At 54.8% G+C, this 18,546-nt stretch carries 13 protein-coding genes; 4 read left to right on the forward strand and 9 right to left on the reverse strand.

Annotated elements, in window-relative coordinates; all coding sequences use genetic code 11:
- Positions 1-251 precede the first annotated feature (251 nt).
- The 3 genes from kefF (at position 252) to folA (ending at position 3,234) form a co-directional block, all read left to right on the forward strand.
- Positions 252-782, forward strand: coding sequence for a glutathione-regulated potassium-efflux system oxidoreductase KefF (gene kefF / locus L362_RS01440; protein WP_023345416.1), 531 nt, complete (start codon positions 252-254; stop codon positions 780-782).
- Positions 775-2,640 carry a glutathione-regulated potassium-efflux system protein KefC gene (gene kefC / locus L362_RS01435; RefSeq protein ID WP_023345417.1) on the forward strand — a complete coding sequence of 622 codons (1,866 nt, stop codon included), beginning with the start codon at positions 775-777 and terminating at the stop codon, positions 2,638-2,640. The genes kefF and kefC overlap by 8 nt, the downstream gene beginning before the upstream one ends.
- Before the next feature lie 114 nt (positions 2,641-2,754).
- Positions 2,755-3,234 carry a type 3 dihydrofolate reductase gene (gene folA, locus L362_RS01430; protein WP_008502023.1) on the forward strand — a complete coding sequence of 160 codons (480 nt, stop codon included), beginning with the start codon at positions 2,755-2,757 and terminating at the stop codon, positions 3,232-3,234.
- A 41-nt stretch (positions 3,235-3,275) separates the two neighbouring features.
- Here the strand turns inward: folA and apaH are convergent, their stop codons facing one another.
- From apaH to lptD, 6 genes are read right to left on the reverse strand one after another with little or no spacing between them, the layout of a single operon-like run.
- Positions 3,276-4,124, reverse strand: a complete 849-nt coding sequence (apaH, locus tag L362_RS01425; RefSeq protein WP_021240549.1) for a bis(5'-nucleosyl)-tetraphosphatase (symmetrical) ApaH — start codon at positions 4,122-4,124, stop codon at positions 3,276-3,278.
- A 4-nt stretch (positions 4,125-4,128) separates the two neighbouring features.
- Positions 4,129-4,506: a Co2+/Mg2+ efflux protein ApaG gene (apaG, locus tag L362_RS01420; protein WP_023345418.1), complete on the reverse strand. Its 378-nt coding sequence runs from the start codon at positions 4,504-4,506 to the stop codon at positions 4,129-4,131.
- A gap of 3 nt (positions 4,507-4,509) precedes the next feature.
- Complete coding sequence (gene rsmA, locus L362_RS01415) at positions 4,510-5,331, reverse strand: 16S rRNA (adenine(1518)-N(6)/adenine(1519)-N(6))-dimethyltransferase RsmA (RefSeq protein WP_008502020.1); 822 nt, start codon at positions 5,329-5,331, stop codon at positions 4,510-4,512.
- Positions 5,328-6,314 (reverse strand): 4-hydroxythreonine-4-phosphate dehydrogenase PdxA, encoded by a 987-nt coding sequence (pdxA, locus tag L362_RS01410; protein WP_023345419.1) that lies wholly within the window; start codon positions 6,312-6,314, stop codon positions 5,328-5,330. The genes rsmA and pdxA overlap by 4 nt, the downstream gene beginning before the upstream one ends.
- Positions 6,314-7,600, reverse strand: coding sequence for a peptidylprolyl isomerase SurA (gene surA, locus L362_RS01405; protein WP_008502018.1), 1,287 nt, complete (start codon positions 7,598-7,600; stop codon positions 6,314-6,316). Before surA ends, pdxA begins: the two co-directional genes overlap by 1 nt.
- A 53-nt stretch (positions 7,601-7,653) precedes the next feature.
- The gene (gene lptD, locus L362_RS01400; protein ID WP_023345420.1) at positions 7,654-10,029 is read right to left on the reverse strand and encodes an LPS assembly protein LptD; all 2,376 of its coding nucleotides are present in this window, start codon (positions 10,027-10,029) and stop codon (positions 7,654-7,656) included.
- A gap of 239 nt (positions 10,030-10,268) precedes the next feature.
- Between lptD and djlA the strand changes: the two genes are divergently transcribed.
- A complete protein-coding gene (djlA, locus tag L362_RS01395) occupies positions 10,269-11,084 on the forward strand; it encodes a co-chaperone DjlA (RefSeq protein ID WP_023345421.1) in 816 nt (271 codons plus the stop codon).
- 60 nt (positions 11,085-11,144) lie between these two features.
- Here djlA and L362_RS0123295 read toward each other — a convergent pair whose 3' ends face one another.
- The 3 genes from L362_RS0123295 to rapA all read right to left on the reverse strand — a co-directional run bounded on the left by L362_RS0123295 (position 11,145) and on the right by rapA (position 18,544).
- On the reverse strand, positions 11,145-14,657 hold the full coding sequence (locus tag L362_RS0123295) for an autotransporter outer membrane beta-barrel domain-containing protein (RefSeq protein WP_023345422.1): 3,513 nt from the start codon (positions 14,655-14,657) through the stop codon (positions 11,145-11,147).
- 308 nt (positions 14,658-14,965) lie between these two features.
- Positions 14,966-15,625, reverse strand: a complete 660-nt coding sequence (gene rluA, locus L362_RS01390; protein WP_023345423.1) for a bifunctional tRNA pseudouridine(32) synthase/23S rRNA pseudouridine(746) synthase RluA — start codon at positions 15,623-15,625, stop codon at positions 14,966-14,968.
- A 12-nt stretch (positions 15,626-15,637) separates the two neighbouring features.
- Positions 15,638-18,544, reverse strand: coding sequence for an RNA polymerase-associated protein RapA (rapA, locus tag L362_RS01385; protein ID WP_023345424.1), 2,907 nt, complete (start codon positions 18,542-18,544; stop codon positions 15,638-15,640).
- Positions 18,545-18,546: the final 2 nt, after the last annotated feature.

The raw sequence follows: 18,546 nt of genomic DNA on the forward strand, positions 1-18,546 counted from the left end.
TTATTTTTTCAATGTTTTATGTATAGATCGATTTATTAAATAATTATTTTAGATTTTCTTAAAATATCTCATTCCTATATGGATTGAAGTGAGATATTCACATCCTGGATTTTTTGGGGAGGAAAAATCGTCCAACGAATGATGATTACCAATAGCTGCGCTTTCCTTTTCATGGCTGCTGCGCCCCTTTCACCGGGCGGGTTAACTGTCTACACTCATTGCTAGAAGAAGAGAAGAAGACAGGCCATTTGATGATACTCATAATTTATGCGCACCCCTATCCGCAGCACTCGCATGCGAATAAGCGGATGCTTGAGCAGGTAAGGACGCTTGAAAACGTCGAGATACGTTCCCTCTATCAACTCTATCCCGATTTCAACATCGATATTGCCGCCGAACAGGAGGCGCTCTCCCGTGCCGATCTGATCGTCTGGCAGCATCCCATGCAGTGGTACAGCACGCCCCCGCTCCTGAAATTATGGATTGATAAAGTCTTCTCCCACGGCTGGGCGTATGGCCACAATGGCCATGCCCTAAAAGGGAAAAGCCTGATGTGGGCGGTCACCACGGGTGGAGGGGAAAGCCACTTTGATATTGGTTCCTTCCCGGGGTTTGATGTTCTGGCACAGCCGCTGCAGGCGACCGCACTTTATTGCGGGCTGAACTGGCTCCCGCCTTTTGCGATGCACTGCACCTTTGTCTGCGACGATGAAACGCTGCAGGCGCAGGCGCGCCATTATAAACAACGCTTACTTGAGTGGCAGGAGGCGCACCATGGATAGCCATACGCTGATACAGGCGCTGATATACCTCGGCGCGGCGGCGCTGATTGTACCCGTGGCGGTTCGCCTGGGACTGGGCTCTGTTCTCGGCTATCTGATTGCGGGCTGCGTCATTGGGCCGTGGGGCTTTCGACTGGTGACGGATGCAGAGGCAATCCTCCATTTCGCTGAAATCGGCGTTGTACTGATGCTCTTTGTGATTGGTCTGGAACTCGATCCGCAGCGCCTGTGGAAGCTTCGCGCCTCGGTGTTTGGCGGCGGGGCGCTGCAGATGGTGGCCTGCGGCCTGCTGCTGGGTGGGTTCTGCATCCTGCTGGGCATGGACTGGAAAGTGGCAGAGCTTATCGGCATGACGCTGGCGCTCTCCTCGACCGCCATTGCCATGCAGGCCATGAACGAGCGCAATCTGACGGTCTCCCAGATGGGACGCAGCGCGTTCTCGGTGCTGCTGTTCCAGGACATTGCCGCTATCCCGCTGGTGGCGATGATCCCACTGCTGGCGGCCAGCGGTTCCGCTACGACGCTGGGGGCGTTTGCGCTGTCGGCATTAAAAGTGGTGGGGGCGCTGGCGCTGGTGGTGCTGCTTGGTCGCTACGTCACCCGTCCGCTGCTGCGGTTCGTTGCCCGCTCGGGCCTTCGCGAAGTGTTCAGCGCCGTGGCGCTCTTCCTGGTGTTTGGCTTTGGTTTGCTGCTGGAGGAAGCCGGGCTGTCGATGGCGATGGGGGCGTTCCTCGCAGGCGTTCTGCTGGCGAGTTCCGAATACCGTCACGCGCTGGAAAGCGATATTGAGCCGTTCAAAGGCTTGCTGCTGGGGCTGTTTTTCATCGGCGTGGGGATGTCCGTCGACTTCGGCACGCTGGTGACGCACCCGCTGCGGATCGTCATCCTGCTGGTTGGCTTCCTGATCATTAAAATGGCGATGCTGTGGCTGATTGCGCGTCCGCTCAAGGTGCCGAATAAGCAGCGCAGCTGGTTTGCGGTTCTGCTGGGGCAGGGGAGTGAATTTGCGTTTGTGGTCTTTGGCGCAGCACAAATGGCAAACGTCCTCGACCCAGAGTGGGCGAAAGCGCTGACGCTCGCGGTCGCGCTGTCGATGGCCGCGACGCCTATTCTGCTGGTGGTGCTGACGCGTCTGGAAAAATCGGGTAGCGAGCAGGAGCGCGAAGCCGATGAAATTGACGAAGAGCAGCCGCGCGTCATTATTGCCGGATTTGGCCGCTACGGGCAGATCGTTGGCCGTCTGCTGCTGTCCAGCGGGGTGAAAATGGTTATCCTCGATCACGACCCCGACCATGTCGATACCCTGCGAAAATTTGATATGAAGGTGTTTTACGGCGATGCGACCCGCGTCGATCTGCTGGAATCTGCCGGGGCGGCAAAAGCGGAGGTGTTGATTAACGCCATTGACGATCCGGAGACCAGCATGCAGATGGTGGAAATGGCGAAAGAACATTTCCCGAATCTGACCATCATTTCACGCGCCCGCGATGTTGATCACTATATCCGGCTGCGGCAGGCGGGGGTAGAAGCACCGGAGCGTGAAACCTTTGAAGGTGCGCTGAAGTCTGGCCGCATGGCGCTGGAAAATCTGGGGCTCGGCGCGTACGAAGCGCGCGAGCGTGCGGACCTGTTCCGTCGCTTTAATACTGAGATGGTGGAAGAGATGGCGGCGATGGCGGGCAGTACGGCCACGGAGCGCGCGGCGGTGTTTAAACGCACCAGCGCGATGCTGACGGAAATCATTAACGAGGACCGTAATCACCTGTCGCTTATCCAGCGTCACGGCTGGCAGGGAACGGAAGAGGGCAAGCATACCGGGGATCCGGCTGACGAGCCGGAGAGTAAACCTTCCGCGTGAAGTGGAGTTGCCAGCAATAATAAAAAATTTCTTTATCTTTACCCTGCCGCCAGTCGACGAAAGATTAAGCTTTCCGTATAGTGGCGGCAATTTTTTGCATCCGGGAAATTTTCAATGATCAGTCTGATTGCAGCGCTGGCGGTGGACCGCGTTATCGGTATGGAAAATGCCATGCCGTGGAACCTGCCTGCCGATCTCGCATGGTTTAAACGTACTACGTTAAACAAGCCGGTAGTGATGGGCCGCCTGACCTGGGAGTCGATTGGTCGTCCATTGCCGGGCCGTAAAAATATCGTTATCAGCAGCCAGCCGGGTACTGACGATCGCGTCGAATGGGTAAAATCAGTCGACGAGGCGATTGCTGCATGCGGCAATGCCGAAGAGATCATGGTGATTGGCGGCGGGCGCGTGTATGAGCAGTTCCTGCCTAAAGCGCAGAAGCTGTATCTGACCCACATTGATGCGGAAGTGGAAGGGGATACCCATTTCCCTGACTACGATCCGGACGAGTGGGAATCGGTATTCAGTGAATTCCACGACGCGGATGCACAGAATTCTCACAGCTACTGCTTCGAGATTCTGGAACGTCGTTAAGTGATTTTTTCCCTCTCCCGGCCGGGAGAGGGAAGTGCATATCAGGAGGCAACCGCCTCGTCTTCCCCTAAGTCCAGCTGTCGGTTGGACGGCTGAACAAAGTAAGTTTTATCTTCCCAGCGTAAGCAGGTTAACTCTCCGCCCCAGCAGCATCCGGTATCCAGACCGTAGATCCCTTCCGGCGTTCCTTTTCCTTCCAGTGCAGCCCAGTGACCAAATACCACGTTGTACTCACTTGTCACCGGCCCCGGAATGGCAAACCACGGTTTGAGCGGAGCGGGCGCGCTCTCCGGCGTCTCTTTGGAATACATGTCCAGCTGTCCGTTCGGGAAGCAGAAACGCATGCGGGTGAAGGCGTTGGTAATAAAGCGCAGACGCGCCAGACCGCTGAGATCCTCGCTCCAGTGGTTCGGCATATCGCCGTACATGGCATCGAGGAAGAAAGGATAGGAGTCGCTCGCCAGCACCGCCTCAACGTCGCGCGCACAGGTTTTCGCCGTCTCAAGATCCCATTGTGGCGTGATCCCGGCATGCGCCATGACCAGCTTTTTCTCTTCGTCGACCTGCAGCAGCGGCTGACGGCGCAGCCAGTTAATCAGATCGTCGGCATCCGGCGCATCCAGCAGCGGGGTGAGGCGATCTTTAGGCTTGTTGCGGCTGATCCCGGCGAACACCGCCAGCAGGTGCAGATCGTGATTGCCCAGCACCATGCGCACGCTGTCGCCTAGCGATTTGACGAAACGTAATACTTCAAGGGAGCCGGGGCCACGCGCGACTAAATCGCCCGTCAGCCAGAGTGTGTCCTGTCCTGGCGTAAAGTCGACCTGTTTTAATAATGCGATCAGTTCATCGTAGCAACCGTGAACGTCGCCAATCAGATATGTAGACATTAGATTAATGAATGAGTGTGGTTACGGCGAGACGGAACACCGGAATGGCAACGCGGAAATCATTGCCATCGACGTCGACCATTTCATAATGGCCTTGCATGGTACCCATCGGCGTTTCAATCACCGCGCCGCTGGTGTACTGGTACTCTTCGCCAGGGGCGATATGAGGCTGTTCACCGACCACACCTTCCCCCTGGATTTCGATTTCGCGGCCATTGCCGTTGGTGATAAGCCAGTAGCGCCCGCGCAGCTGCACGGGCGTCCGCCCCAGATTGCGAATGGTCACGGTGTAAGCAAAGACAAAACGTTCTTCATCCGGTGAGGACTGTGATTCAACATAAACGCTTTGTACATGGACACATACGCGGGGCGAATCAATCATGGCTTAACTCTCCTTCGGCGGCGCATTTTCGCTGATGTAATTAGCCAGCTTGCAGTATTGCTCTACGGAGATGTTCTCCGCACGCATTGCCGGGTCGATCCCAAGCTCAGCTAACACCTCAACGGTGAAGGAATTGCTGAGGCTGTTACGGATCGTTTTACGACGCTGGTTAAAGGCTTCAGTGGTAATGCGGCTCAGTACACGCAGATCTTTTACCGGGTACGGTTTCGTTTTGTGCGGCACAAGGCGCACAACCGCTGAATCCACTTTCGGTGGTGGTGTGAACGCTGACGGCGGTACTTCGAGTACCGGGATCACGTTGCAGTAATATTGCGCCATCACGCTTAAACGACCATACGCTTTACTGTTCGGGCCTGCAACCAGGCGGTTAACCACCTCTTTTTGCAACATGAAGTGCATGTCGGCAATGGCATCAGTATAGCTAAAGAGGTGGAACATGAGCGGCGTGGAGATGTTATACGGCAGGTTGCCGAATACGCGCAGCGGCTGACCCATTTTTTCTGACAGTTCGCCGAAGTTCATGGTCATAGCGTCCTGCTGATAGATGGTCAGCTTCGGCCCGAGGAACGGGTGCGTTTGCAGGCGTGCGGCCAGATCGCGGTCCAGTTCGATGACGGTCAGTTCGTCGAGGCGTTCGCCTACCGGCTCGGTCAGTGCGGCAAGGCCCGGGCCGATTTCGACCATCGCCTGGCCTTTTTGTGGATTAATAGCCGAGACAATGCTTTCGATCACGAACTGATCGTTAAGGAAGTTTTGCCCGAAACGTTTACGGGCTAAGTGGCCCTGATGGACTCGATTAGTCATTGAGTATTAACAATCATTTTGATGGCGAGATTAAGCGCCGTAATAAAACTGCCGACATCCGCCTTCCCCTGGCCTGCCAGATCCAGCGCAGTACCGTGGTCAACGGACGTTCGAATAAAGGGTAAACCGAGGGTGATATTCACGCCGCGGCCAAAGCCCTGGTATTTTAGCACGGGCAGGCCCTGATCGTGGTACATCGCGAGCACGGCGTCGGCATTATCCAGGTATTTCGGCTGGAAAAGGGTATCAGCAGGCAGCGGACCGCTGAGATTCATCCCCTTCGCCCGCATTTCGTTGAGTACCGGAATGATGGTGTCGATCTCTTCGGTACCCATGTGCCCGCCTTCGCCGGCGTGCGGATTCAGGCCGCAGACCAGCACATGCGGCTGCGGGATCCCAAATTTTGTCTGCAGATCGTGATGCAAAATCCCGATGATCTCGCGCAGGAGTTCAGGCGTGATCGCATCCGGAATCGCTTTGATCGGCAGATGGGTGGTCACCAGCGCAACGCGCATTTCTTCCGTCGCCAGCATCATCACCACTTTCGGACTGTGCGAGCGCTCTTCAAAGAACTCCGTATGACCGGTAAACGGTATACCCGCTTCGTTGATGACGCCTTTGTGGACGGGGCCGGTAATCAGGGCGGCAAATTCGCCCTTCAGGCAACCGTCGCAGGCGCGCGCAAGGGTTTCAACGACATAATGGCCGTTTTCCGTGCTGAGCTGGCCAGGAATGACCGGCGTACGAAGGGGAACAGAAAGAAGGGTGAGGGTACCGGCTTGCTGCGGTGCAGGCTGTTGACCTTCAACGTAAGGGATGAGCGTTAAAGGCAGACCGAGCAGCGCTGCCCGGTCTTGTAACAGTGTTGCATCGGCGCAGACAACCAGTTCTACTGGCCAGCTGCGCTGGACAAGCTGGACAACGAGGTCAGGCCCAATCCCGGCGGGTTCGCCGGGCGTGATAACAACACGATGCTGTTTCATTAGTTGCTCAGCACTTTCACGTAAGCACTGGCGCGTTGTTCCTGCATCCAGGTGGCTGCTTCTTCAGAGAACTTACGGTTAAACAGCATGCGGTAGGCTCTGTCTTTCTGTGCTGCATCCGTTTTATCAACGTTACGAGTGTCCATCAGCTCGATCAGATGCCAGCCAAACGAAGAGTGTACCGGCGCGCTGATCTGGCCTTTGTTCAGCTTCATCAACGCGTCACGGAAGGCAGGATCGTAAATATCCGCCGCTGCCCAGCCCAGATCGCCACCCTGGTTAGCAGAGCCAGGATCCTGAGAGAACTCTTTTGCTGCTTTCGCAAACGAGGTTTTACCGCTCTTAATATCTGCCGCAATCTGTTCCAGCTTCGCACGCGCCTGATCGTCAGTCATGATTGGTGACGGCTTCAGCAGAATGTGGCGAGCGTGAACTTCGGTAACGGAGATATTTTGGCTCTGGCCGCGCAGATCGTTCACTTTCAGAATGTGGAAGCCCACGCCTGAACGGATTGGACCGACGATATCGCCTTTCTTAGCCGTGCTCAGTGCCTGAGCAAAGAGGGATGGCAGCTCCTGAATACGTCCCCAGCCCATCTGGCCGCCTTTCAGCGCCTGTTGGTCTGCGGAGTAGGTGATGGCCAGCTTGCCAAAGTCACCGCCGTTACGCGCCTGTTCGACAATTGAACGTGCCTGGCTTTCTGCTTCCGCAGCCTGATCGGACGTAGGGTTCTCTGGCAGTGGGATCAGAATGTGGCTCAGGTTCAGCTCTGTGCTTGCATCGTTCTGGTTACCCACCTGTTTTGCCAGCGCGTCCACTTCCTGAGGCAGGATAGTGACTCGGCGACGCACTTCGTTGTTACGCACTTCCGAAATCAGCATCTCTTTACGGATCTGGTTACGATAGGTAGCGTAGCTGATGCCGTCATAGGCCAGACGGCTGCGCATCTGGTCTAAAGACATATTGTTCTGCTTTGCGATGTTAGCGATCGCCTGATCGAGCTGCTCGTCAGTGACCTTCACACCCATTTTCTGCCCCATTTGCAGAACGATCTGATCCATGATCAGGCGTTCCAGGATCTGGTGGCGCAGCGTGGCGTCATCCGGAAGCTGCTGACCCGCTTCGCCCGAATTGAGCTTCACCGATTTCATCAGACCGTCAACGTCACTTTCAAGCACGACGCCGTTGTTAACCACAGCAGCGACTTTATCAACAACCTGGGGGGCCGCGAAGCTGGTATTCGCAACCATAGCGACACCGAGCAGCAGCGTTTTCCAGTTCTTCATACTTTTTCCATTTCAATTAACCGCAAAGCGGATTACGTTGCAAATCAAGCACATTACAAGGAACTGCGGTAAGGCAGAATGTTCGAGCGCAGCATTTTCTGCGTACCCAGACCGTAGTTGGAACTCAGGCCGCGTAACTCGAAGTTAAAGCCAATCACGTTATCGTATTTGCTCTGATTGTTTTCCCAGCCGTTAAGCTTACGTTCGTAACCGACACGCAGCGCGTAGCAGCAGGAGTTATATTGCAGACCTACCATCTGGTCAGCAGCTTTATTGGCGTTAGTGTCAAAGTAGTAAGCGCCTACGATTGACCAACGGTCGGCGATAGGCCAACTCGCTGCCGCACCGACCTGAGAAATACCATCCGAATATTGCGGTGATTTCCAGTAGTTGATGCTGTTCTGGTCATTGCTTTTCGGTAGCGTTGCCTGAATGTATTCCGGGCTAGCGTAGCGATAGCTTACCTGAATCATGCGATCTTCATCACGACGATACTCTATGGCGGCACTACTGTTAGCAACGTTGTCGAGACGAGTGTCATATTGCACACCGCCACGCAGGCCCCAACGGTCAGTCATACGCCAGTAGGTATCTCCCGCCCAAACTATCGATCCCGTTTTGTTGTCTTTCTCCCACTGAATATTGTCATCGCCCGTGCGAGACTCTGTGAAGTAGTAGATTTGACCCACAGAAACGTTAAAACGTTCAACGGCTGCATCATCATAAACACGTGTTGTGACGCCGGTCGTTAACTGGTTCGCTGAGGCGATACGGTCCAGACCACCGTAAGTACGGTCACGGAACAGACCACTATAGTCAGACTGCAGTAAAGAGGAGTCGTAGTTCTGAATGTTGCTCTGGTCGCGGTATGGCACGTACAAATACTGCATACGCGGTTCAAGCGTCTGGGTATAACCATCCGCCAGCAGGGCCATATCACGCTCGAAAATCAGCTTGCCGTCCATTTTAAACTGAGGGAGCGTTCGGTTGACCGACTCTTCCAGATGCGCACTGTTAGTTGAGTTGTAATTATCAAGATTTTTTTGCTGATAGTGAGTCGCCATCAGCTTGGCTTCGGTATTCAGGCTTGCCCAGTCGTTAGACCACGGCAGATTGATCGTCGGCTCAAGGTGAACACGCGTGGCTTCAGGCATATCCGAATCCGTGTTAACGAAATGCACCGCCTGAGCGTAAACATGGGTGTCGAATGGACCTACATCATTCTGATACCAGTTGACGTCCAGCTGTGGCTCAGCACCATAGGTAGGCGTGGACTGGTCAGAAAACACCTGGAATTTCTTGGTCGAGACGGTTGCATCAAAGCTCTGCACCGCATAGCCTACGCTGAATTTCTGCGTAGCATAGCCATCAGTACTCGAGCCGTATTTGGACGAAAAGTCATTAAAATAAGCCGAATCGCTGACTTTGGTGTAATCAACATTAAAGCGCCACACCTGATCCATCACCCCGGAATGCTGCCAGTAGTACAGCCAGCGGTGACGGTTATCACCAGAAACGTTTCTGGCGTCGTCCTTGTAAACGTTATCCGACGGCAGATAATCCAGCTCCATCAGACCCGCACCTGCCTGAGTCAGATAGCGGAACTCGTTCTCCCACATGACGTTACCGCGCTTGTGGATATAGTGCGGCGTGATCGTCGCATCCATGTTAGGCGCGATGTTCCAGTAATACGGCAGGTAGAACTCAAAGTAGTTCGTGGTGCTGTATTTGGCATTCGGGATCAGGAAACCGGAGCGACGTTTGTCACCCACCGGAAGCTGCAGATAAGGGCTGTAGAATATGGGGACCGGACCCACCTTGAAGCGAGCGTTCCAGATCTCTGCGACCTGCTCTTCGCGGTCATGGATAACTTCGCTCCCGACCACGCTCCAGGTATTTGAACCCGGCAGACACGACGTGAACGTGCCATTTTCCAGGATCGTATAGCGGTTTTCACCGCGCTGTTTCATCAGGTCTGCGTCACCGCGCCCCTGGCGACCCACCATCTGGTAATCACCTTTCCAGACGTTAGTGTCTTTGGTATTCAGGTTTGACCAGGCTTTCGGACCTTTCAGGATGACCTGATTGTCGTCATAGTGCACATTACCCAGCGCATCCACCGTTCGGACCGGCTCGGCCGCACCTTCCGGCTGCTTCTGGTGCAACTGCACTTCATCTGCCTGCAGGCGGCTATTGCCCTGGTTAATATCGACATTGCCTGTAAAGGTGGCATTGTCAGGGTAAGTCCCTTTTGAACTGTCGGCAGTAATGGTTACCGGCAAGCTATTTGTATCGCCACTCACCAGTGGGCGATTATAACTTGGGACGCCAAGCATGCACTGCGAGGCGAGATCGGCCGCCATCCCCTGTTGACTGTACAGGGCGGTGCCAATCATTGTGGCCAGGAGGGTGGGGATACGTTTTTTCATACGTTGTATTTTATTGTTCCGTCATCAGTGGCTACGGCTTACAAACGCTCAGAGACTATCTTACTCATCTGCGCAGTACCAGCGTTAATCCTGCCCGTTTGCGTGCCAGAGTGTTAGGCTCGCTATCGAATGACGAGTATGATAAAGCAAATTATAGGCGATGTCCTTCAATTGACCGTGACTTGAACACAGTGATGATGACGTTGCGTCGGCCAGGAATATGACTATCCGGGGAGTATATGCAGTATTGGGGTAAAATAATCGGCGTTGCGTTCGCCATCATCATGGGTGCCGGGTTCTGGGGAATAGTGCTGGGGCTTATTATTGGCCATATGTTTGATAAGGCGCGCAGCCGTAAAATGGCCTGGTTTGCCAACCAGCGCGAGCGCCAGTCACTCTTTTTCTCCACCACTTTTGAGGTGATGGGGCATTTAACCAAATCCAAAGGGCGCGTCACGGAAGCCGATATTCAGATTGCCAGCGTCTTTATGGATCGCATGAATCTGCACGGTGACTCCCGCCTGGAGGCGCAAAATGCGTTTCGCATCGGGAAATCCGATAACTACCCGCTTCGCGAAAAAATGCGCCAGTTCCGCAGCATCTGCTTCGGCCGTTTTGATTTAATTCGGATGTTTCTGGAAATCCAGATTCAGGCGGCCTTCGCCGACGGCTCGCTTCACCCTAACGAACGCGATGTTTTATACGTGATTGCGGAAGAGCTGGGTATCTCCCGTATGCAGTTCGATCAGTTCCTGCGCATGATGCAGGGTGGCGCGCAGTTTGGCGGCGGGGATCACCAGCAGTCTTCTGGCGGTGCCTGGCAGCAGGCGCAGCGTGGTCCGACGCTGGAAGATGCCTGCAACGTGCTTGGCGTAAAACCCTCTGACGATCAGACCACCATCAAACGTGCCTATCGTAAGCTCATGAGCGAGCACCATCCAGACAAGCTGGTTGCAAAAGGCTTACCGCCTGAAATGATGGAGATGGCGAAGCAAAAAGCGCAGGAAATTCAGAAAGCGTACGAGCTGATTAAAGAGAAGAAAGGCTTCAAATAAGCCCCTTTTTAGAATGATGAAGGGCCTGACGGCATGAGCTGCCAGGCCCTTTATACAGGGTTACCAGCTGTAGCGCACGTTCAGGCTACCGTTTACATCGCTGTAATCATTATCACCTTTCTGTCCGGAGACCTGGGCAATAACGCTCCATTGCTTGCTCACATTTGCCTGAATACCCGCTTTCAGCTCCGCACGATCGGCAGGAAGGTCCTGTTTGATCTGTATGTCACCAAAGTTGACTGCCGTGTCTTCAGAGGTATGCAGCCAGTTGGCCTCCGCAAACGGCTGGATAACCGCGTCGTTCGACTTATTCATCTTGCTGTCAATGCGCAGGCCTAAACGGGTGGTCCAGCTTTCGCCGTTTTGCCCATCAATCGTCGTGCCGCTGCTGTCTTTGATATCATCCGCACTGTAATCCTGCCAGACGACCTGTGCCTGCGGCGTAAGGCTCAGCGTGTTGTCGCCGAGTGCGATATCGTAGCGGTAGCCTGTTTCCAGCGAAACGGCGTTGGCGTTTGAATCGTAATCCGTTGAGCCAACGTCACCGTTATCTACGCTGTTGTGGTACATCCCATACTGATACCAACTGTCGACATAAAAACCCTGATGCTGTCGGGCATCGGCAAACCACGTTGCATAGACTCCGAGGTTATAGCCATCGACTTTACCGTCAGCGCTAAAGCGGCTGCCGTCAGCACCTTTATTGCCAGTGCTGTCGCTGCTGGCGTTGATATAGCTACCCATAACCCCGACCACCAGGCTTTGTTCGCCGTTGTTCCAGGCGGCAACATCGCCCCCAATCTGGAACTGCGAGTAGTTGCTGTCGATATCAATATTGCTCTCTGCCGCAGTAGACTGGTTCTTACCTGCTTTGAAACGCGCCCATGTTGTGCCGTTTTCCGATTTGAACTGACTGCCTTCTCGGTCTGACAGGGTCTGCATTTGCAGATCGCGAGCCAGCCACTGGTTGCTGAGGTATGAACCGATATCGGCACGATACTGAGGCGTTACGTCGCCATTATCACTCGTGGCCTGGGAACGAAGATACCAGTCCCCTGAGTCCTGATACAGGCGGTATTCGTAGGCGTTAATCTGGACCTGATTACCCTGAACAAAGGTACCGTTTGATGCACCGCCGACCTGAATCACTTCAATACCGTTTTGGGTCAGTGCGCCCTGACCACCAACGTTGTTAATGTACAGGGTGGTGTTCCCGGACGTATTCCCCGTAATGTTAAGCATATCGGTTGGAGACGTGTCGTCGCCTAACTGCGTATTTAGCGTCACAGAACCCTGGTTGCTGGTGTAATCGCCGTTTACGATCAGCGTGTTGCCGGTCGTCGCACCATTGGTTCCTTCAATATTGCCGCTGACAATGCTGCCTGCGTTGCTCAGATCGCCATTGATCGTTAGCGTGTCGTTGAACTGAACGGTGCCCTTGCTATTAACATTGCCGTTCACCACACCGTTGGAACCGCCAAACGTGGCGCCTGCCGCGACATTCACGGCCTGCTCGCTGTTTTGTACGCCGATAACGCCAGCCTCGTCCAGCCAGAGCGTGCCCTGGTTCACATCCGTTGTGCCGCTGTAACTGTTTGCGGCATTAAGGATCAGCGTACCTTGCCCCTCTTTGGTCAGCGATTTGCCGTCCCATCCGGTCGTGGCTTCGGCATTTTGATCGACAAGCGCCGTGCTCAGCGTAAAGCTGCCGTCAGGATTGTTCAGAGTGAATGTGCCGTGAGCCGCTGTTGCCGCTGGGTTCTGGCTGGCATACCAGGTTAATGACGGTGTCAGGACGTAATTGGTCACGTCGGCGGGATCAATGGTGCCGCTAAAGGTGATGAAGTCAACGGAGCCAGATGCCATGCCCGCGACGGTGAGGTTGGTAAAATTGCCATTAATTGCATTTTCAGCGTCAATCACCGTGAAGGCGCTATCCGCGGAAAGCGTGCTGGCACTACCGTAACCTGTAATATTTAGTGTGCCATCAAGCGTCGCATTCTGAGCGACAATAGGTGCACTGGTCGCGTTTGCGTCAAGATAGACATCAGTTTGGCTGTTAGCCAGAAGGGTGAAATTACCGACATTGAGTGTACCAGTACTGCCGTTTTCATCGCCGAGTGTGATGCGTCCGCTGCTGGTAAGATTACCGACGCTGGAATCGGCCGTCAGCAGCCATTGGCTGTTCGCATCCAGCGTCATGCTGACGTTATTACCGCTGGCCTTAACGGCGCCGGACAGCTTGCTGTTTTCAGCGCGAAGGGTGACTGCATCAGTAGTATTGGCCACGGTGAGCAGATTGTCTGCGTTCATCGTTTGCACATTCTTCACGTTAATTTCGGCAGATCCGGAATCCACCGCAAAAGCACTTCCTCCGGACGCGGTTGCCGTAATGCTCTCTCCGTCAATCGTAGCGACATTTTTTCCACCGCTGAACGAGAAGGCGACATTGCTACCGGAAACGTTGCTGTGGGTGACGGTCGCGCTGCTGGCGCTTTCTAAGGCAATGGCAGCAGATTGTTCGCTGGTGATATCTGTGCTGTTCGCCTCAAGGGCTCCACCGTGAGTCATCGCCACTGCCCGCGAATTTTCTCCGGACGCGATCGTTGAACCGTTATTCAGTACGAATGTGCTCTTTGCCCCGTCAGAGGATATTGCGTCAGCATTTTTCCCATGAGTGACGATATGAGTGTCAGTGAGTTCTGCGCGTCCGGTATTCATTATGCCAACTGACTGCTCACCGTAAGTTTCAACGTGGGATGCCGCTAAATTAAATGTGTTGGTATAGTTTTGAATACCAAAGCTCTGGCTTCCGGTAGTGGTAATCGTGACGTTTGAGCCGGTCAATTCACCGTCGTTATATATACCTGCATTACCAAAATCTCCCGTGGTGTTTATATTCACATTGTCTAATGAAAGGGTGGCATATCGGTTAACAATAGCCCGAGCCATGCCATACCCGGAAGTCGTAATGGTCGCGTTTTTTATCGTCAGGTCTGCGCCATTCAATATCTCAACACCATAAGAACCCTCTCCCGTCGCCGTATAACTCCCCCCGTCAATGCTGCCTTTTGCATTAGAGCTAAACAATACGGCAGATGCGATCTCGCCTTCCGTCGAAACGGTAAGGTTGTTCAACATGGCTTCTGAGTTATCACCGACAATGGTTATCGCATGACTGCCTTCCCCGGAAGTGCGGATTGTGGATCCCGAATCATCGAGCGTGATTTTCGCTCCATTCGACACGGATAGCCCCATGCCTGCATCCCCGGTTGTGGATATCGTTAAGGCGCCGTTATCGGTGACGATGACATCAGAGCCAGAGGCGGATACCGCCGAGGTATTAGGGCTCGTCGTTGAATATTCACCACTGATGGTATTACTACCCGGGACTGCAACAAACGTCGTGTCACTGGCGTGTGCGGTACCCACAACACCTGACAAGATAAACGTTGCGATCGCGCTTCCGGCGCGTACGCAGGATTTGACTTTGCTGTCCCCTTTTGAAAACTCCGAGGCAACGATGTACATATTTCTGGCGCAATTCCAGACGATGTTATACGAACGGTTCATACACTTCCTTGTGAATCAATGAGTAAACTAAGTGTGGCTGTTGAGTAGAAAAATAACTCCGTTTGGATAGGGTAGAGTTAGTATTTCCTTAAAATGAGCTGGATTATCAGTAATAAATTGCATCGTGTTCAATTTAATATTTTTTAATCCAAACCTTAGTCTTTCTAAAAATACTGAGTGTTATTTAAGGAAGAGATAATTATCGTGAATGAACTTGGGCGGGTTTTCAGATGAGCAGGGGAGATATATATGCTGTGTGAATATTTACCGTCGACAGTGAGCTAACAGTAAATATTCACATCAGGAATTTAAAAATCGACCGGGGCTTTAAACGTCATCGCGTTACCGAAGGCCGGATGGGTGATGGTAAGCGTCTGCGCGTGCAGCTGCAGACGTGGCGCTAAGGTCAGCGCTTCAGGCGGCGCGTAAAAGCGGTCGCCCAGAATCGGATGACCCAGCGCAAGCATATGCACGCGCAGCTGGTGTGAACGTCCGGTAATCGGCTTAAGCAGGACGCGCGCGGTATTATCCGGCGCGTACTCAAGCACTTCATACTCGGTTTGCGCGGCCTTGCCGGTTTCATAACACACCTTCTGCTTTGGCCGATTCGGCCAGTCGCAGATCAGCGGTAAATCCACCAGCCCTTCCGCCTGCGCCGGGTGACCCCAGACGCGGGCGACATACTGCTTCTTCGGCTCGCGCTCGCGGAACTGGCGCTTCAGCTCGCGTTCTGCCGCTTTGTTCAGCGCCACCACAATCACGCCGCTGGTCGCCATGTCCAGGCGATGGACCGACTCCGCCTGAGGATAATCGCGCTGAATGCGCGTCATCACGCTGTCTTTGTGCTCGTCCAGACGACCCGGCACGGACAACAGCCCGCTGGGCTTGTTGACCACCATAATGTGTTCATCCTGATACAGAATGACCAGCCAGGGATCCTGTGGCGGATTGTACGGCTCCATCACCATCTTGCGCTCCGTTTACTGATGCGTCACAACGATAAGACGCAGGGCATCCAGACGCCAGCTTGCCTGATCCAGGCTTTCCAGCACCTGCTGACGGTTGCTTTCAATCGCCGCCAGCTCGTCGTCACGAATGTTCGGGTTCACGGCCTTCAACGCCTCCAGACGCGACAGCTCTGCAGACAGTTTCTCGTCGGCTTCACTGCGCGCGGCGTCAATCAGCGCTCTGGCCGCTTTTTCAATCTGGGTTTCACCCTGCTGGAGAATGGCATGCACGTCCTGCTGCACCGCATTGACCAGCTTGCTGCCGGTATGGCGGTTCACCGCGCTCAGCTGGCGGTTGAAGCTCTCAAATTCAACCTGTCCTGCGAGGTTCGTGCCGTTTTTATCCAGCAGCAGACGCACCGGCGTTGGTGGCAGGAAGCGGTTGAGCTGCAGCTGTTTCGGCGCCTGCGCTTCCACAACGTAGATCAGCTCCAGCAGCAGCGTGCCTACGGGCAGCGCCTTGTTTTTCAACAGCGAGATGGTGCTGCTGCCGGTATCGCCAGAGAGGATCAGATCCAGCCCGTTACGGATCAGCGGGTGTTCCCAGGTGATGAACTGAGCATCTTCGCGGGACAGCGCCACATCACGCTCGAAGGTGATGGTGCAGCCATCTTCCGGCAGGCCCGGGAAATCTGGCACCAGCATGTGATCGGACGGGGTCAGGACAATCAGGTTCTCGCCGCGGTCGTCCTGGTTAATGCCAACGATGTCGAACAGGTTCATGGAGAAGCTGATGAGGCTGGTGTCATCATCCTGCTCTTCAATGCTCTCAGCCAGCGCCTGCGCTTTTTCACCGCCGTTGGAGTGGATCTCCAGCAGGCGGTCGCGGCCTTGTTCAAGCTGCGCTTTCAGCGCGTCATGCTTCTCACGACAGGACTTAATCAGATCGTCAAAGCCGTCGGTGTTTTCCGGCGCGGCCAGATAGCCGATCAGATCGCCGTGCACCTGATCGTAAATGGTGCGGCCCGTCGGGCAGGTATGTTCAAACGCATCCAGACCTTCGTGGAACCAGCGCACCAGCACGGACTGGGCCGTTTTTTCCAGATACGGCACGTGGATCTGAATATCGTGCGCCTGACCGATACGATCCAGACGACCGATACGCTGCTCCAGCAGATCCGGGTTGAACGGCAGATCGAACATCACCAGGTTGCTGGCGAACTGGAAGTTACGGCCTTCAGAACCGATTTCAGAACACAGCATAACCTGAGCGCCGCTGTCCTCTTCGGCAAACCACGCCGCAGCGCGGTCGCGTTCAACGATGGACATGCCTTCGTGGAACACGGCGGCGCGAATGCCTTCGCGCTCGCGCAGGACCTGCTCCAGCTGCAGCGCGGTGGCCGCCTTGGCGCAGATCACCAGCACCTTCTGGGAGCGGTGCGCGGTCAGGTAGCCCATCAGCCACTCTACGCGCGGATCGAAGTTCCACCAGGTGCCGGTATCGCCTTCAAATTCCTGGTAGATTTGTTCCGGGTAGAGCATGTCGCGGGCGCGCTCTTCCTGCGTTTTGCGCGCGCCCATGATGCCGGAAACTTTAATTGCCGTCTGATACTGCGTCGGCAGCGGCAGCTTAATGGTATGCAGCTCGCGTTTCGGGAACCCTTTCACACCGTTACGGGTGTTACGGAACAGGACGCGACTGGTGCCGTGGCGATCCATCAGCATGTCGATCAGCTCTTTACGCGCGGATTCCGCGTTGTCGCTGTCGCTGTTAGCGGCCTGCAGCAGCGGCTCGATATCCTGCTCGCCAATCAGATCGCTCAGGGTGTTGAGTTCGTCATCAGAAAGACGCTTGCCCGCCAGCAGCAGCGCGACGGCATCTGCAACCGGACGGTAGTTATTCTGTTCTTCCACAAACTGCCCGAAGTCGTGGAAACGGTTTGGATCGAGCAGGCGCAGACGGGCGAAGTGGCTTTCCAGACCCAGCTGTTCCGGCGTAGCGGTCAGCAGCAGGACGCCAGGCACGCGCTCGGCAAGCTGCTCGATAGCCATATATTCGCGGCTCGGCGCATCTTCGCTCCAGACCAGGTGGTGCGCTTCGTCGACGACCATCAGGTCCCACTCGGCATCGCACAGATGCTCAAGACGCTGCTTGCTGCGGCGCACGAAGTCGAGAGAACAAATCACCAGCTGTTCGGTTTCAAACGGGTTGTCCGCATCGTGCTGGGCTTCGGCGTAGCGTTCGTCATCGAACAGAGAGAAGCGCAGGTTAAAGCGGCGCAGCATCTCAACCAGCCACTGGTGCTGTAAGGTTTCTGGCACCACAATCAGCACGCGCTCGGCAGCGCCGGAAAGCAGCTGTTGGTGCAGGATCATGCCCGCCTCGATGGTTTTACCCAGGCCCACTTCATCTGCCAGCAGCACGCGCGGCGCATGGCGACGGCCCACGTCATGGGCGATGTTCAGCTGGTGGGGGATCAGGCTGGTGCGCTGGCCGCGCAGGCCGCTCCAGGGCATGCGGTACTGTTCACTCTGGAACTTACGCGCGCGATAGCGCAGGGAGAAGCGATCCATACGGTCGATTTGCCCGGCAAACAGGCGGTCCTGCGGCTTGCTGAACACCAGCTTGCTGTCGAGCAGCACTTCGCGCAGGATGACATTGGCCTCGTCGGTGTCCAGGCGAGTGCCGATGTAGGCGAGCAGTCCATTCTCTTCTTTTACGTCTTCAATCTTGAGCTGCCAGCCGTCGTGGCTGGTCACGGTGTCACCCGGATTAAACATCACGCGGGTTACAGGGGAGTCATTGCGGGAGTACAGGCGGTTTTCACCGGTGGCAGGGAAGAGGAGGGTAACCATGCGCGCATCAACGGCAACGACGGTTCCTAATCCAAGTTCGCTTTCTGTATCGCTGATCCAGCGTTGACCAAGTGTAAAAGGCATAG

The organism is Enterobacter sp. MGH 16 (assembly GCF_000493175.1).
Lineage (GTDB): Bacteria > Pseudomonadota > Gammaproteobacteria > Enterobacterales > Enterobacteriaceae > Enterobacter > Enterobacter roggenkampii.

What these genes read in the sequence shown, in the direction of transcription:
- rsmA (WP_008502020.1), bottom strand. Translation starts at nt 5,331, where the DNA reads ATGACTAATCGAGTCCATCAGGGCCACTTAGCCCGTAAACGTTTCGGG.
- folA (WP_008502023.1), top strand. Translation starts at nt 2,755, where the DNA reads ATGATCAGTCTGATTGCAGCGCTGGCGGTGGACCGCGTTATCGGTATG.
- rluA (WP_023345423.1), bottom strand. Translation starts at nt 15,625, where the DNA reads ATGGTGATGGAGCCGTACAATCCGCCACAGGATCCCTGGCTGGTCATT.
- apaH (WP_021240549.1), bottom strand. Translation starts at nt 4,124, where the DNA reads ATGTCTACATATCTGATTGGCGACGTTCACGGTTGCTACGATGAACTG.
- djlA (WP_023345421.1), top strand. Translation starts at nt 10,269, where the DNA reads ATGCAGTATTGGGGTAAAATAATCGGCGTTGCGTTCGCCATCATCATG.
- kefC (WP_023345417.1), top strand. Translation starts at nt 775, where the DNA reads ATGGATAGCCATACGCTGATACAGGCGCTGATATACCTCGGCGCGGCG.
- lptD (WP_023345420.1), bottom strand. Translation starts at nt 10,029, where the DNA reads ATGAAAAAACGTATCCCCACCCTCCTGGCCACAATGATTGGCACCGCC.
- kefF (WP_023345416.1), top strand. Translation starts at nt 252, where the DNA reads ATGATACTCATAATTTATGCGCACCCCTATCCGCAGCACTCGCATGCG.
- surA (WP_008502018.1), bottom strand. Translation starts at nt 7,600, where the DNA reads ATGAAGAACTGGAAAACGCTGCTGCTCGGTGTCGCTATGGTTGCGAAT.
- L362_RS0123295 (WP_023345422.1), bottom strand. Translation starts at nt 14,657, where the DNA reads ATGAACCGTTCGTATAACATCGTCTGGAATTGCGCCAGAAATATGTAC.
- rapA (WP_023345424.1), bottom strand. Translation starts at nt 18,544, where the DNA reads ATGCCTTTTACACTTGGTCAACGCTGGATCAGCGATACAGAAAGCGAA.
- apaG (WP_023345418.1), bottom strand. Translation starts at nt 4,506, where the DNA reads ATGATTGATTCGCCCCGCGTATGTGTCCATGTACAAAGCGTTTATGTT.
- pdxA (WP_023345419.1), bottom strand. Translation starts at nt 6,314, where the DNA reads ATGAAACAGCATCGTGTTGTTATCACGCCCGGCGAACCCGCCGGGATT.